Below are 14788 nucleotides of genomic sequence, written 5' to 3'. Positions count from 1 at the left end.
CATGGGGTCGGCAAGCCGACACCGCAAAATCGCACCCACGCCTATTCCGGCCGGCAGATTTCCTTTCCCTGGATCGCCAAGGCCGTCCGCAACGCAAGCACGGCCACGATTAGGCAGAGAAGACCCGCGAGCAGAAATCCGATCCACAGATGAAAAACCGACCCGGCCGTCTCTGCAAAAAGAAGCGAGGCGACGGCTAGGGCCGCAACCGGAAACGACAGCGCCCACCAGGAGAGCGCGAACGGGAGCCTGGCAAGCTTTGGCACCTGCGTCAGAACGACGAGCGCGAAGACATAGCCCACATTGATCAGAATGCGCGCGAAGCCGTCGACCTCACCCTCGAGCCGAAGATAGGCGATGAAGGCGACCGCCGGCGGCGCGATCAGGATGACGAGCGTCGGCACCAGCCTTCCGGGCAGCGGGTCGTGGAAGATCAGCCGGTTGACGACCAGGGTCAGAAGCACCAGCCAGAAGATCAGCCCGGCGGAAAAGAACAGCCAGCTCACCTCCACGAAGCCGAATTCCACACCCGCCAGGGGCACGATGATGTTGCCGACGGCCGGAATGAACCAGGCCGGATTGAGATGCACATGTTCGAAAGGGCGGTGGCCGATCCAATTGGCGATGACGCTGAGCGACAGGACGGCCTGTGCCGCAGCCCCCGCGATCCACACCGGCCTTGCAACCTCCGGCCAGACCGGGGCGGCGGCCGTCGCCATCAACAGCAGCGAGATCGAGATCGTCGGGAAGAAGGCGATGCGCACCGGATGCGCCCATTCCTCCACCACGTCGCGCGGATGAAAGCTGAGTTTCAGCGCGTATTGCAGCGCGATCACGGCGAAGACCGCGACCGTTCCATAGAGCGCCCATGAGGAAACCCGCCCGTCGAGGGCAAGCGCATGCTCGCAGGCGCGCAAGGTTAATGTGAGGCCTGAAAGCCCCATCACGATGGCAAAGAAGCTGATCGGAAACTGGCCGAGCCTCGTATGCTCAGGCAAAGAGATATCGCTCATCGAATGCCACCCCGCGGCATTGGAAGTGATGACCTCAGTCCCGACCCCGGCAAAAGTCGCCGCAGAGCTGTGTTGGATCAATCGCTTCTAAGCTGCTGTGACAATTTGCACCGCGGCGGTGAGGCTCTGCGGGCCTTCGAAGAACGCCCGCTCAGCGCAGTTTCACGACGATGTATTTGAGATATTCGCGGAACAGGATGACGAAGATCTCCTTGCGCTGCGCCCAGTCGCCGAGATCGAGGCCCGGCCGGCGCACCGGATAGGGAATGAGCCGCACATCGGGGATCTCGCGCCGCAATTCCGCAATCGAGCGCGGCATGTGATAGGCGCTGGTGACGACGATCAGCGAGCGGTAGCCGTGATGGCGCACCCAGTCGCGCGTCTCCTCCGCATTGCCGCGCGTGTCACGGGCGGCTTTGCCGAGATCGACGCAGCAGCGAAAGAGATCGGAGCTTTCCGCCGCCACCGCATTGGCGATCGATTGCTTGCTGTTGTCCGCATAGACGCCTGAGATCAAAAGCCGCTGGCCCGCTCCCGCACGCAGAAGCTCGACGCCCCCCTCCACGCGCGCCGAACCGCCGGTGAGCGCCACGATCGCGTCGGCCTGGGGCGCGGCCGGCGGGCGGGCAGAAGCCACCTGCTGCGCGAAGATGAGGAACCCGCCGACGAAGAACAGGCCGATGAGAAAGACGGCAAAGACCACGACGCGTATCAGCCGCCGCCCGATCGAGCGGCGCGGGCGGGCAGATTTCGCCTCGATCTTCTCAGCCAGCGTCTCGCGGGACATCAACGACCTTTGCTGCCAATTTTTGATCGGGGCTTCCTGGTCTGCTTCGCGCGCATTGGCAACGCCTATCCGATTTGTGACAGCGTTCGCCGCACGGTCGAGCGTGCCGTGGCGGCGATGATCACCGCGATCGCCACCACCGTGATCACGGAGCCGATATAGGCCGGCGGCCCGATCGTGAGCCCGCCGAGGAGGCTTCTGAGCTGCGCCTCTTCCGGCGTCGGTCCTTCGACGCCCCCGATGAGCGACAAAAGCGCAAAGAGCGCGATGGCGGCGATGCCGCCGAGACCGGCCCCTTTCAGTCCGAGCACCAGGAAATGCCGCTGGAACTCACCTGCCACATAGGAATCCTCGGCGCCGACGAAATGCAGAACCTCGATCACATCTTTGTTGCCGGCCATGGCGCCGCGCGTGGCGAAGACCACGCAAAGCGCCGTTGCCGTCATCACCAGCGCGACGATGCCGAGCCCGGCGAAGGTGATCGCCTGCGCCATGTGCGCCAATCGTTTGAGCCAGACGCCGTGATCGTCGAGGCTCGCCCCCGGCACTTCGTCGCGCAATTGCCGCGCCAGGCTCGAAAGATCGACATTGCCGTCGAGCCGCACCGCGATGAGCCGCGGCACCGGCAATTCGACCGGATCGAAATCGCTGCCGAGCCACGGCTCCAGAAGCGCCTTCGAATCGCTTTCGCTGACCGGCTCGGCCGAGAGGACGCCCGGCGTCGCTTCGGCGATCTCTTCGGCGCGCGCCATCGATTGCGCCACGTCGTGACCGCCCGTGACGCTCACCTGGATGGTGACTTCGGCCGCGATCTGGCGTTGCCAGCCGCGCGCCCGATCGGAAACGACGGAGACGGAGGCGACCGAAAGGCACGACAGAAAGCTCATGATCGCCACGAGCACGAGAAGCGCGCGCCCGGCGACGGAGCGCGGCGGCACGATCGGGTTTTCTTCGCGCGGTTCTTCGATCGGCCCGGAGCTCACCGAAACGCCGGGGCGGCGCAGGCCCGCATCGAGATCATCGAGCGGCGCGGCCGCCTGCGGCGCGCGTCGGCGCGCGAGCCTTGGCCGCTTCAAGCGGCGCTTCTGCCGGCCGGGCTCAGACGACATCGTGGATTTCCATCAAGCCTGAATTGAGGATGAGGCGGCGCGCATCGTACTGGTCCATCAAAGCGAGATCGTGGGTGGCGATCACGATCGAGGTGCCGAGCCGGTTGAGCTCGATGAAGAGCCGCAACAGGCGCCGCGCCAGCGGCGGATCGACATTGCCGGTCGGTTCGTCGGCCAGGAGAATTTCCGGGCGCGTGATGACGGCCCTAGCGATGGCGGCACGTTGCTTTTCGCCACCCGAGAGGACCGGCGGATGCACCCACATCTTGTCGCCGAGCCCCACCCATTCCAGCAGTTCGGTGACGTCGTGGCGGTAGCTCGAATCCGGATGTCCGAGCACGCGCAACGGCAGAGCGACATTCTCATACGTGGTGAGATGTTCCAAAAGTCGGAAATCCTGGAAGACGATCCCGATCCGCCGCCGCAGCACCGGCACCGTCGTCCGGCTCGCCGTCGCCGCGTCCTGGCCGAAAATCTCCACCATGCCGCGCGTCGGCTTCAGCGACAGGAAGAGGAGCCGCAGAAGCGAGCTCTTGCCGGCACCCGACGGCCCGGTGACATATTGGAAGGAGCCGGGCTCGATCGCAAAGGTCACGTCGCGCAGGATCTCCGGCCCGAGCCCGTAGCGTAGCCCGACATTGTCGAAGCGAATCAGGGGCTGATACCCGTGCGCCGATCGTTCTTCCATGCGTCCTTTCACAAGCCAGGCTGTGGCCGCCGAAGCACACCACCATCTTCGCCCCATCTGCCTCGCCGCCCGTTAAGCCGACGTTAACGATGTTCGGCAACAAGTCGTCGGGCATGGTAAACGGAGTCCTGCATGCCCGAATGCCACGCGGGCGACAAGCGACCCGCCAGGGAACAAGATCTTGAATGCCCTGGCTGCGGCGCGCGCGAGCACCTGCAGACGGCATCGCTCGATGCCGCAACAAAGCTCATCGTCTGCGGCCATTGCGGCGAGACTTGGAAGGCCCACCACGACCTGCACCGGGCCCTCCTTCCCGCCTTCCCGGCCTTCGCCGGAAAACCGATCGCGGCCTCCCCGCTGCCGTCGGCCGGAAACGCGAAGATCTGGGAGCAAGAACCGCAGCCGGCAACTGGCCGCTCGCGCTTCGTCAATGACGAGGCGCCGCTGCAAAGACCCGAACGGAAAGGCATGGCCCTTCCCGTTCTGAGCGCGCTGTCGCTCGCCTTTCTGGTTCTCTTCGTCCTTGCACGACCTGCAATCGTCAAGGCCGCACCGGATCTCGCCAGCCTCTACGGCCTGGCCGGGCTCCATGTCAGCGCCGATCCCGTCGCCTTTGAAGCGGTCAATGTCTATCGTGCCGAAATGGCGGGACAAAACGCCCTTCTTGTCACCGGCCGGCTCGTCAGCCTTGACCATCGCCCGCAGGCGTTGCAACCGGTCTCCATGGAGATCTACAGCGCCTCAGGCGAGAAACTGGAAAACCGCGCCATGGAAGCCCCCGCCCCGGAAATCGCACCGCGCGAGCGGCTGTCCTTCGCCTATACCTTGACCGACACCCCGGCCAATGCCGCGAGAATCGAGCTTCGCTTCGCCGACCCCTTCATCCAAACCGCCGTTGCCGGTTCATGAATAAGGTGACGACGGCGCATATCCGCCCGCTTTTTTCCGCCGAAGAGATCGATCGCCGCATCGATGAGCTTGCCGAGGCGATCTGCGCGACCGAGCCGGAAGAGCTTCTCGCGATCGTCGTCTTGAAAGGCGGCTTCGTCTTCGGTGCCGATCTCGTCCGCGCCATGTCGCGCCGCGGTGTCACCATGGAGATCGAGTTCATCTCGCTCTCCTCCTATGGCGCCAGCCTGAAGACGAGCGGCGAAGTGCGCATCCTGCGCGACATCGGCTGCCCCGTCGCCGGACGCGACGTCCTCATCATCGACGATGTGCTCGATTCCGGGCTCACCGTACGTTTCGCGCGCGAATTGATGGCGACCCGCGGCGCCCGCCGCGTCCAGGTGGCGGTGATGATCGACAAGCCCGAAGGCCGCAAGGCAGAAATTGAAGCTGATTACGTTGGGTTTACCTGTCCCGACTATTTTGTAGTCGGTTACGGCATGGATGCAGGCCATGCCCATCGAGAACTCCCTTTTGTCGGCGTGGTCGAAAGCGACGAGGAGGGAGCCAATTAGCGGGGAAGGGTAATGCGTATTCTCCTGACGGAAGACGATGATTCCGTCCGAGCTTTCGTCAGCCGCGCGCTGGAACTGGACGGCCATAGCGTCGAGACGGCGTGTGACGGTCTGGATGCTATGGATCGACTTCTCGCCAACGATGGCGAATTCGATCTCCTCGTCAGCGACGTGAAGATGCCGCTCATGGATGGCATCGATCTCGCCCACAGCGCCGCGCGCAAATGGCCGGGCCTCCCGATCCTTCTGATGACCGGCTTCGCCGACCAGCGCGAGCGCGCCGATGACCTTCAGAAGGTCATTCGCGACGTCCTCACCAAGCCCTTCACGCTTCAGGAAATCCGCACCGCCGTCAGCGTCGCGGGGGCGGAAAAGCAGCAGGTCGCCTGATCTGCCACGGCGAAAGCCGCCGACCTTCCTTCATCCCCGACGACGACGCGCGGCCTTCCCGGTTCGCTTCAAGGCGACCCGCTTTCTCAGCCGCGCGTTCTCTGCCGTCCTTTCGCAGCCCGCACGCGCTCAATCGCGCTGCAGGAGCCGCTCCAGGTAATCGAGTTCGTAGCTCGGCCGAAAGCGCTCGCCGAGGCGTTCGCGGATGGCATTGAGGATGCGTCTCGCGCGCTCCACATCGAATTCGTCGGGGATGCGCACATCCTCGCCGAGCTGCGGCCCTTGCGCCCGCTGTGGACGTCCGAGCGGATCCGTCTGGCCCTGTGGGTTGCCGCCGCGCCCGACGCGCTGCTGGCCGCCCTGGCCCTGTTGACCCATCATCTCGCTCATCATCTGCTGCATGCCTTCGCGCATCGCCTGCAGCGCCTCGCCCTGCGGGCCGATGGCCTGACCGGGCTCGCCGTCTCCGAGTGAGCCGGTGGCTTCTCCCATCGCCCGCCCGGCGCGATCGAGGGCGCGTTCGCCCTGCCCCATCTGGCCTTCGCCGCCCTGCCCCGGCGCGTCGCCCGGCTGCTCGCCCTGGCCCTGCTGCTGACGCAGCTTGTCGAGGAGCGCCTGCAGCTGCTCCTGCAGATTGCCCTGGTTCTGTTGCAGCTGGCGCATCATTTCCGCCATCTCCGAGGGCGACATCTCGCCTTCGCCGGGTCTCTGCCCGGGCCGCTGGCCCTGATCGAGGCTGAACGTATCGTCCATCAACCGCTGCTGCTCGCGCATCAGCCGGCCGAGTTCCTCCATCTGCTGCATCATCTGGCCCATTTCGCCGCTCTGCATCTGTTGCTGCATGCGCTGGGCCATCTGCATGTTGTCGAGCATTTCCTGGAGCTGGCTCAAAAGCTCCTGCGCCGCCTCCTTGTCGCCGAGCCGCGCCAGATCTTCGATGCGGTCGAGCATGCGTTCGAGATCCTGCTGCGACAGAACCTGCGCGTTCGGATCGATCGGCATCAATTTCTGCGGATCGGAGCGCGCCATCTGTTCGGCCATGCTGCGCATGACGTCGTTCATGGCCTGGCGCAGCTCTTCGGTGAGCCGCGAAATCTCTTCCTCCGAGGCCCCTTCGGCGAGTGCCTGTTCGAGCGCCTCGCGCGCCGCCGCAAGCCGCTCCTGCGCCTCCGACAATTCCCCGTCCTCGATGAGGACGGCCATCTCCCAGAGATAATCGAGCATCGCGCGCAGCTCGTCGTCGCTCTCGGCCTGGCGCATTCTCTGATAGGCAACGGTCAGGCCGAGATAGATGCCGGAATCCTTGACGAAATCGCCCGGCCGGATGGTCATCGCGTCGAGCACCTGCACGACGCGGTCCTTGCTGCGCGCATCGAGGGCAAGCTCGCGCCTTTGCTCGATGAGCGCCTTGGCGATCGGGTTGCGGAACGGCCGCGCCGGCAGCGTCATGGCGCCGTCATCGGCAGGCCGCCCTTCCTGGCCGGCGGCATCCCGCACCACGGCATCGGCAACGACCGGCATGCCGGCATAAGGATGCTCTTCCAGGCGCCCCGACGCCTTGGCCCCGTTCTCCTCCTTGCGCCCGCGACCCGTGCGGATCGCGATCGACGGCGGCTCGACCAGAGGATGCGCGCCCTCCTCAGGCGGCGTCTGCGGCCGGAACGTGACATTGCCGTCAGTCACCCCGTAATCGTCCTCCACCGTGAAAGCCATGGTGAAGGAGCCGGACCGATTGACCGTCACCTCGCCGCGCCGGATCGTCGGCGGCCGGTCTGGAATGATGCGGAAGGCGTAGTGTTCGCTTGCCCGCCCGGCCTCGACGGAGACGGAGCCATCGCTCTCGAGCGTCGTCGTGTAGCTGCGGATCGCCTGTTCGTTCCGCGAGCCTGCCTTGTTTGCACCCGCTGCCGGAGCGGCCGCCTGCGGCTGCGCGCCGGGTTGCGAGGCGTCGCCGTCGTCATCGGCCGCAAGCGCCATCGGACCGCCAGGCCCGTCGAGCGTGACGACGGCGGGTTCGCTTGAGGCAACGCGCACGGTGAGCCGGCTTCCCTGCGGCACCCGCACCACCTCCCCGGTGCTCTTCCCCGCGCTCTCGCTTTGGCTCGCGCCGCGGCGCGACAGATAGACGGGGGCCGCCCGGGTATAGGTCGGCGGATCGACCCAGGCGTCGATGCGGGCCGGCACGCCGGTCGAAAGAGGCGTCGAAACGGGCCGGAAGGCATCGGCAAGCCGTGGCCAGTGCTCGCCCCAGCCGACGAAGAACGCGACGAAGAGAAGGACCGGAACGACAAAGCGGAGAGCATTCGGATCGCGCCGCACCATATCGGGACGCGGCGGCCCGGCGCGCATTGCGGCCAGAGACGCCATCAATCTCCGGCGATGCGCCGCCCATAGAGCCTCCGCCGCCGGCCCTTCGGAGACGGTTGAAAGCGTGTCCCGCAAGCCGCTCGCCGGCCGATGGGCAACAGGCGAATTCCGCTCCACTCGCTTCAAGGCGGCGGCCTGGCTCGGCCAGGGCGTGCGCAAGATCCAGACGGACGCGACGACGGCAGCAAGGCCCAAGCCAAGAAGAATGCCGCCGCGCACCCAATCGCCGACAAGGCTCCAGACGCCGAGCCAGGAGAGGGCGAAGAACAAGGCGACGATCGACAGGAGGGGGACAAGCCGCGGCCAGGCGGCCTCCCAGAAGAGGGCGAGCCTGGCACGGCGCGTGAGGCGGGAGAGGCGCTCTTCGGCGAATTGCGCCCGCGCCTCTTCAGGCGTCCTCTCGCCAGCGCTCATCTCGCCAGCGCCCATCTCAGCGCCGGGGACGTCTTTGCCTGGCATCGTCTTCGGCGCATCGCTCACGGCCAGTTCCTCATCTTGCCGGCCTTCTCGGCACCCCCGGCCGCCACGCCTGCGACCGGCGTCAGAGGCCGCGTCGCAAGGACAGATTGCGTCCGATCGTCACAAGTATAGCGGACAACGAATGAGCGGAAAGGACAAGGGGGAAGCATGGCCACATCAAGGCCTTGCGCGAGATTTGACGGCTTCGTGATCTCGCTCAGGCGTCTTCCGGCATGAGCCAGGACGGCACACGGTCGAGACCGATGAGCTCCTCGTAGCTGTGCCGCGCCCGCACCAGCGCATATTCATGTCCATGCACCAGCACTTCCGGCACCAGCCGGCGCGTATTGTAGGTGCCGGCTTGCACCGCGCCATAAGCGCCTGCGGAGAAGACGGCGACAAGGTCGCCCGCTTCCGGCCGCGGCAGGCGCACGTCCTTGCCGAGAAAATCGCCCGTCTCGCAGACCGGACCGACGACGTCGCAGACGATCGTCTCTGCATCGCTTTCGCGCACCGGCGCGATCCGATGATAGGCCTCATAAAGGGTCGGACGTATGAGATCGTTCATCGCCGCATCGACGATGACGAAATTCTTCCCCTCGCCCTCCTTCACATAGATGACTTCGGCGACCAGGATCCCGGCATTTCCGGCGATAAGGCGGCCGGGCTCGAAGATGACGGTGGCGCCGAGCGCATTCATGTGGCGGCGCACGATCTCGGCATAGTTCGACGGCAGCGGCGGAGCCGCCTTGTCCTCGTCATAGGGTATGCCGAGCCCACCGCCGAGATCGACATGCTCGATCTCGTGACCGTCCTCGCGCAGCGCCACGACGAGTTCTGCAAGCCTGCGAAAGGCCGCGTCGAAAGGCTGAAGCTCGGTGATCTGGCTGCCAATATGCATATCGATGCCGATGATCTTGAGCCCCGGCATCTTGGCAGCTTCCGCATAAACGGCACGCGCCCGTTCCGCCGGAATGCCGAACTTGTTCTCCTTGCGCCCGGTCGCGATCTTGTCGTGCGTGCCGGCATCGACGTCGGGATTGATGCGCAGACTCACCGGCGCCACCTGCCCGGCTTCCACGGCAAGGCTGGAGAGAAGAGCAAGCTCCGGCTCCGATTCCACGTTGAAGCAATGGATGCCCGCCTGAAGCGCGAAACGCAGCTCGTGGGCGGTCTTGCCAACGCCGGAGAACATGATTTTTTCAGCCGGCACGCCGGCTGCGAGTGCCCGCCGCAATTCCCCTTCCGAAACCACATCGGCCCCGGCGCCGAGACGCGCCAGCGTGGCGATCACCGCCTGATTGGAATTCGCCTTCAGGGCGTAACAGATGCGGTGAGGCAGGTCGGCGAAGGCTTCCTCGAAGACCTGATAATGCCGGGTCAAGGTCGCCGTCGAATAGCAATAGAACGGCGTGCCGACCGCCGCAGCGATCTCCGGAACCGGCACGTCTTCGGCGTGAAGCACCCCGCCGCGATAGGAAAAATGATGCAAAGCTTCGCCCTTCCCTGGCGCCCTGCTTAAATCAACGGATCGAGGATGAAGCGGCGACCGCCATGGGTCTTCTCCGCTTCCTCGGCACGACGTGTGGCGATGTCGCCATCCTTGTCGGTCACCGTCGGCTCATCGAGCTTGGTCAGATCGTCGAAATTGCGGTCGCTCGAGCCTGGATTGCCGATGTCGCCGCGCGGCGTCACCGCTTCGGGCGCACCGGGAGGCGGCTGCAGCGCGCCGCGGCGCCCGCAGCCGGCAACCAGCGTCGCCGTTACCATCAAAACCACAGCTAAGCGCAGCCAGGTCATCGCGAACCTCTTCCTTGGGCGGACTATAGCGAGCCCTCGGGCGAAAGCGGAGTGCCTTTCGCAGCCGCCGCTTCTTCCTGCGCGAGCCGGGCCTGCCATTCGCTGGCACGCTGGCGCACATTGTCGGGGGCTGTTCCGCCTTCGCTGACACGACTGGCGACCGAGGCATCGACGGAAAGAACGTCGAACACGGTCGCATCGAGCTTCGGATAGACTTTTCGCAGCGCCTCGAGCGGCATCTCGCCCAGATCGACCTCCAGCGCTTCCGCCTCGGCCACGATCCGGCCGGTGATGTGATGCGCCTCGCGGAACGGCAGCCCCGCCTCGCGCACCAGCCAATCGGCGAGATCGGTCGCCGTCGAAAAGCCGATGCCTGCGGCCTCGCGCAAACGGGCTTCGTTCGGCTGAAGATCGGCGACCATGCCGGCCATCGCGGCAAGCGACAGGGACAGCGACGGCAGGGCGTCGAAAACCTGCTCTTTGTCTTCCTGCATGTCCTTGGAATAGGCGAGCGGCAGACCCTTCATCACCACCATCAGCGCATTGAGCGCCCCGATGATGCGTCCGGCCTTGGCTCGCACCAGCTCCGCCGCATCCGGATTGCGCTTTTGCGGCATGATCGACGAGCCGGTGGTGAACTTGTCGGAGAGCTTGACGAAACGGAACTGCGCCGACGACCAGATGACGATCTCTTCGGCAAAGCGCGACAGATGGATCGCGCAGATCGAGGCGGCCGAAAGCGCCTCCATGGCGAAATCGCGATCGGAGACGGCATCGAGCGAATTGGCCGCTGGCCGATCGAAACCGAGCGCGGCGGCCGTCATCTTCCGGTCGATCGGAAAGGCCGTTCCGGCAAGGGCTGCGGCGCCGAGCGGACATTCGTTGAGGCGGACGCGGCAGTCACGAAAGCGGCTCCGGTCGCGTGCAAACATTTCCACATAGGCGAGCATGTGGTGGCCGAAGGTGACCGGCTGCGCACTTTGCAGATGCGTGAAACCCGGCATCACGGTGCCGGCATGCTTTGCGGCCTTCGCCACGAGCGCGTTCATCAAAGCGAGGATCTGGCGATCGAGGTCGTCGAGCGCATCGCGCACCCAGAGACGGAAATCGGTCGCCACCTGATCGTTGCGCGAGCGCGCCGTATGCAGGCGCCCTGCCGCATCGCCGATCAATTCCGCGAGACGTGCCTCGACATTCATATGAATGTCTTCCAGGTTCCGCGAGAAGGTGAAGCGGCCTTCCTCGATCTCGGCCGCGATCTGGTCGAGACCGTCGATGATCTTGCGGGCATCCTCCGTCGAAATAATGCCGGCTTTCGCCAGCATCTCGGCATGGGCTTTGGAGCCGGCAATATCCTGGCTCGCCAGAGCCCGGTCGAAATCGATGGAAGCGTTGATCTCTTCCATGATGGCGTCCGGGCTTTCGGAAAAGCGGCCGCCCCACATGCGGTTGGACATCAGCTGATCGCAGTCTTTTGAAGATGAAGATTCGGAGCAGATTACAGTGAAACGCACTTATCTGGCCTTCGGTACGTTCGCAGTGATCGTCCTCGGCTTTGGACTCGCCCTATACGGGATTTCCGGCAATGGCAATGATGCGGCCGGCGAAGTGGCCGCCAATTGCCAGGCGGCCGTTGCGGCCGGCGCGAGCCTCGACCCGGTGATCGGCGGCGAAGTGGCGGCCTTCATCCCGGCAAGCCAGCCGCAGGATCTGAGCGCCCTCACTTTCACCGGCGCGGACGGCTCGGAAAAACGCCTCGCCGACCTTTCCGGCCGTTTGAAGCTCGTCAACCTCTGGGCCACCTGGTGCGCGCCCTGCCGTGAGGAAATGCCGGCGCTCGACGCGCTCGAGGGCGATCTCGGCAGCGACGACTTCTCCGTCGTGCCGATCAACATCGATACCTCCGGGCCGGAGCGGCCACGCCAGTTTCTGAACGAAATCGGCGTCGAGCATCTGCCGCTTCTCACCGACAAATCCATGGACATCTTCAACAAGATGAAAGCGATGGGGCTCGCCGTCGGCCTGCCGGTGACGGCGCTCGTCGACGGCAATGGCTGTCTCGTAGGCCATATGAACGGCCCGGCGGAATGGAATTCCGACGACGGAACGAGGCTGATCAAGGCGGCGCTCGACGAAACCGCAGCCACGACCCGCGACGCCCCTTCCGCAGAAGCGCCCGCGGGTTCCTGACCACCGGCCGGCGAAACCTTACGCCGCCTTGTCGAGGCCCATGCTGGAGGCGGGCACGCTCGCCGGAGCGAAACTCTCCGCCACATGGTCCGACAGCGCCATGACGAGGGGGTCGTTCTCATCGCGCGCAATGAAGGAAATCGCATAGGTGCCGAGATCCGGCAGCCCCGTATCGGGCCCCAGAAGCACGAGATCGCCGCGCGCCAGCGACGCCGGCAGCGGCGCGATTGCGAGGTCGCCGGCAACGGCGGCAATCTGACCGGCGGCCGAGGCGCTTTGATAGGCGACACGGTGCCGGAAGCCCGCTTTGTTCAAGGCCGCGACGGAGCGCTTGCGCCAGCAGCAATCGGGATTGGCGACGGCGACCGGTAAGGGCTCGCGCCGATAGGCGGTGCCTCCGTGCGCCCCCAGCCAGGCGAGCGGCTCCTCATGCACTTGCCGGCGGAGAAACTGCGCGTCGGAAATGTCCGCATTGGTGACGAGCCCGCTGTCGATGTCGCCCCGCTCCAGATAGACGCGCACTTTCGACGAGACGTCACAAATGACGTTGACCTGCACGCGCGGATGCGTGCGGGCGAAACTTCTGAGAACACGCGGCAGGAAGGCGCTCGCATATTCGTCCGGCGTGCCGACGGTGATCGAGCCCTCGAGATCGGGCTGCTTCAGACGACCCCAGAGCTCCGAGTGCATCTGCAGGATGCGGCGCGCGTCCGGCAGCATCGATTCGCCGAAAGCGGTCAGCACGACGCGCCTTGAATCGCGGTCGAAAAGCCGGCGCCCGACAAGGTCTTCAAGCTTCTTCACCTGCATGGACACGGCCGACGGCGTCCGCCCGGCCCGTTCGGCGGCGACGGAGAAACTCCCCGTGTCGGCAATCGCGACAAATGTACGCAGGAGATCGGCATCAAGGATCGGCTGCATGGCGCGCCTCGTGGTTCAATGAAACTGAACCAAGATGTAAAACCTTTTCGTTTGATTGATCAATAGGGAAAGACGAAATGAGGGCCATGGACGGTACGACACGGTGTCCCGCCGCCATTCCCTGAACCGGGTTCGAGCGACCCGATTTTTCGTTTGGAGGCAGCAATGCTCGACAATCTCTCTCACAATCCTGCGGTCCGAACCGCCGGATCAGGCGATTTCGCCGCCCGCGCCGGCGCCTTCCTGCAGCCGGTTGCAAGTTCCCTTCTGCGCATCGTCCGCGCCATTAAGGGACGCCGTGCCGCCTATCGGCTCGCCACCCTCGACGACCAGATGCTGCAGGATATCGGCCTGACGCGTTTTGAGGTCGAGAGCGCGCTTGCCATGCCGCTGACTTCGGATCCGAACGCGGAATTGGTCCGCCGTCGCGCCGATCGGATTGCAAGCCAGCGTCGCCGCGGTGTTCGCACGCGCTGATTTGAGGCGCTCGCCTCAACCCAAAAAATCCCCGATTGAGCTCTAGGAGCCCGTCGCAATGCGGCGGGCTCCTTGCTCTTATGGGTCGCCTCGGCTCAGATGGCCCTGATTCTCCCAGCCTCATCTTGAAGGAATGCAATGGCTTCCTCCGGCCGGATTATTTTGATTTCCAGCCATGTCGCCGCCGGCGCCGTCGGCAACCGCATCATGGGTTTCACGCTGGAGCGGCTCGGTATGGAGACGGTCGATATTCCGACCGTTATTCTGCCGCATCATCCGGGCTTCGGCCTCGGCCGCCCGATCCTGGCGAGCGCCGCCGATTTCGCAGCACTTCTCGCCGGTGTCGCCACGCGCTTTTCCGAGCGCCCGCCGCTTGCCGTCGCCACCGGCTATTTCGGGCGCGCCGAACACGTGCACGAGACGGCCATCTTCATCGCCGGCTTGAAAGATCGCTTTCCGGGTCTCGTTTATCTCTGCGATCCGGTAATGGGCGATTCCAACCGCCTCTATGTGCCGGAGCCGGTGGCCCAGGCGATCCGCGACCATCTTCTGCCGCTCGCCGACATCGCCACCCCGAACGTCTTCGAATTCGGCTGGCTGACGGGGACGACGCCCGCGCTCGATCCCACGGCTCTCGTCAGCGACGCACGCCGCCTCGGTCCGGCCGAAGTCATCGTCACCTCGGCTCCGGCCCTGATGCGCGGGCGCATGGCCGCCGTGCTCGTCAAACCGAACGAGACGATCCTTGCCGAACACCCCCTTGTCGAAAATCCGGCAAAGGGCGCGGGCGATCTGTTTTCGGCGCTTTATCTCGGCCGCAAGATGCTGGGCGCCTCGTCGGAAGAAGCGCTCGCCTTCGCGGCGGCCGGCACGGCCGACCTCTTCGCCGTCACCGCACAGCTCGGCCGCGATGAACTTGCCTTTGCCGAAGGGCAGGAAGTGATGCTCCGGCCCAATCTCGGTCGCATCGCGTTGCGCCGCATCGCCGAAGCGAAAGGCCCAATAAGTCCGGTCTGAAACCTGTTCATAACCTCGACGAGTTCCGCAACGGCAGCCCAGCGGCACGCGAAAATCGCGGTTTTCTTTGTCTCAACTCCTCCCCATAGTGGCAAAAAACTTGGGAG

At 65.0% G+C, this 14788-nt stretch carries 15 protein-coding genes; 6 read left to right on the top strand and 9 right to left on the bottom strand.

The window, feature by feature from the left end:
* Window positions 1-41: 41 nt before the first annotated feature.
* From J2R99_RS07930 to ftsE, 4 genes are all read right to left on the bottom strand, one after another.
* Window positions 42-1013: an SLAC1 anion channel family protein gene (locus J2R99_RS07930; RefSeq protein ID WP_307153894.1), complete on the bottom strand. Its 972-nt coding sequence runs from the start codon at window positions 1011-1013 to the stop codon at window positions 42-44.
* A 151-nt stretch (window positions 1014-1164) separates the two neighbouring features.
* Window positions 1165-1800 (bottom strand): YdcF family protein, encoded by a 636-nt coding sequence (locus J2R99_RS07925; protein WP_307153893.1) that lies wholly within the window; start codon window positions 1798-1800, stop codon window positions 1165-1167.
* 65 nt (window positions 1801-1865) lie between these two features.
* Complete coding sequence (locus J2R99_RS07920; RefSeq protein WP_307153892.1) at window positions 1866-2909, bottom strand: cell division protein FtsX; 1044 nt, start codon at window positions 2907-2909, stop codon at window positions 1866-1868.
* Window positions 2899-3564, bottom strand: coding sequence for a cell division ATP-binding protein FtsE (gene ftsE / locus J2R99_RS07915; RefSeq protein WP_092813800.1), 666 nt, complete (start codon window positions 3562-3564; stop codon window positions 2899-2901). Before ftsE ends, J2R99_RS07920 begins: the two co-directional genes overlap by 11 nt.
* Window positions 3565-3729: 165 nt before the next feature.
* Between ftsE and J2R99_RS07910 the strand changes: the two genes are divergently transcribed.
* From J2R99_RS07910 to J2R99_RS07900, 3 genes are read left to right on the top strand one after another with little or no spacing between them, the layout of a single operon-like run.
* Complete coding sequence (locus J2R99_RS07910) at window positions 3730-4506, top strand: zinc ribbon domain-containing protein (RefSeq protein WP_307153891.1); 777 nt, start codon at window positions 3730-3732, stop codon at window positions 4504-4506.
* Entirely contained in the window at window positions 4503-5060 is a 558-nt protein-coding gene (gene hpt / locus J2R99_RS07905) for a hypoxanthine phosphoribosyltransferase (RefSeq protein ID WP_307153890.1), read from the top strand. The genes J2R99_RS07910 and hpt overlap by 4 nt, the downstream gene beginning before the upstream one ends.
* Before the next feature lie 12 nt (window positions 5061-5072).
* Window positions 5073-5450, top strand: a complete 378-nt coding sequence (locus J2R99_RS07900; RefSeq protein WP_307153889.1) for a response regulator — start codon at window positions 5073-5075, stop codon at window positions 5448-5450.
* A gap of 129 nt (window positions 5451-5579) precedes the next feature.
* Here J2R99_RS07900 and J2R99_RS07895 read toward each other — a convergent pair whose 3' ends face one another.
* The 4 genes from J2R99_RS07895 to argH form a co-directional block, all read right to left on the bottom strand.
* A complete protein-coding gene (locus tag J2R99_RS07895; RefSeq protein WP_307153888.1) occupies window positions 5580-8297 on the bottom strand; it encodes a TIGR02302 family protein in 2718 nt (905 codons plus the stop codon).
* A 196-nt stretch (window positions 8298-8493) separates the two neighbouring features.
* The gene (gene lysA, locus J2R99_RS07890; RefSeq protein ID WP_307153887.1) at window positions 8494-9768 is read right to left on the bottom strand and encodes a diaminopimelate decarboxylase; all 1275 of its coding nucleotides are present in this window, start codon (window positions 9766-9768) and stop codon (window positions 8494-8496) included.
* A 26-nt stretch (window positions 9769-9794) separates the two neighbouring features.
* Entirely contained in the window at window positions 9795-10076 is a 282-nt protein-coding gene (lptM, locus tag J2R99_RS07885; protein WP_307153886.1) for an LPS translocon maturation chaperone LptM, read from the bottom strand.
* 23 nt (window positions 10077-10099) lie between these two features.
* On the bottom strand, window positions 10100-11533 hold the full coding sequence (gene argH, locus J2R99_RS07880; protein ID WP_307153885.1) for an argininosuccinate lyase: 1434 nt from the start codon (window positions 11531-11533) through the stop codon (window positions 10100-10102).
* A 40-nt stretch (window positions 11534-11573) separates the two neighbouring features.
* Here argH and tlpA point away from each other — a divergent pair, with 40 nt between their 5' ends.
* Window positions 11574-12266 (top strand): thiol:disulfide interchange protein TlpA, encoded by a 693-nt coding sequence (tlpA, locus tag J2R99_RS07875; protein WP_442476018.1) that lies wholly within the window; start codon window positions 11574-11576, stop codon window positions 12264-12266.
* A gap of 18 nt (window positions 12267-12284) precedes the next feature.
* Here tlpA and J2R99_RS07870 read toward each other — a convergent pair whose 3' ends face one another.
* Entirely contained in the window at window positions 12285-13187 is a 903-nt protein-coding gene (locus J2R99_RS07870) for a LysR family transcriptional regulator (protein ID WP_307153883.1), read from the bottom strand.
* A 165-nt stretch (window positions 13188-13352) separates the two neighbouring features.
* On the opposite strand from J2R99_RS07870, the gene J2R99_RS07865 reads away from it, so the two are divergent.
* Window positions 13353-13664: a YjiS-like domain-containing protein gene (locus J2R99_RS07865; RefSeq protein WP_307153882.1), complete on the top strand. Its 312-nt coding sequence runs from the start codon at window positions 13353-13355 to the stop codon at window positions 13662-13664.
* Between the two features lie 138 nt (window positions 13665-13802).
* On the top strand, window positions 13803-14681 hold the full coding sequence (locus J2R99_RS07860; protein WP_307153881.1) for a bifunctional hydroxymethylpyrimidine kinase/phosphomethylpyrimidine kinase: 879 nt from the start codon (window positions 13803-13805) through the stop codon (window positions 14679-14681).
* Window positions 14682-14788 lie beyond the last annotated feature (107 nt).

Origin of the sequence: Rhodopseudomonas julia, from assembly GCF_030813515.1 — a bacterium.
In the GTDB taxonomy this organism is placed as follows: domain Bacteria; phylum Pseudomonadota; class Alphaproteobacteria; order Rhizobiales; family Afifellaceae; genus Afifella; species Afifella julia.
This window is presented reverse-complemented; position numbering and strand designations above follow the sequence as displayed.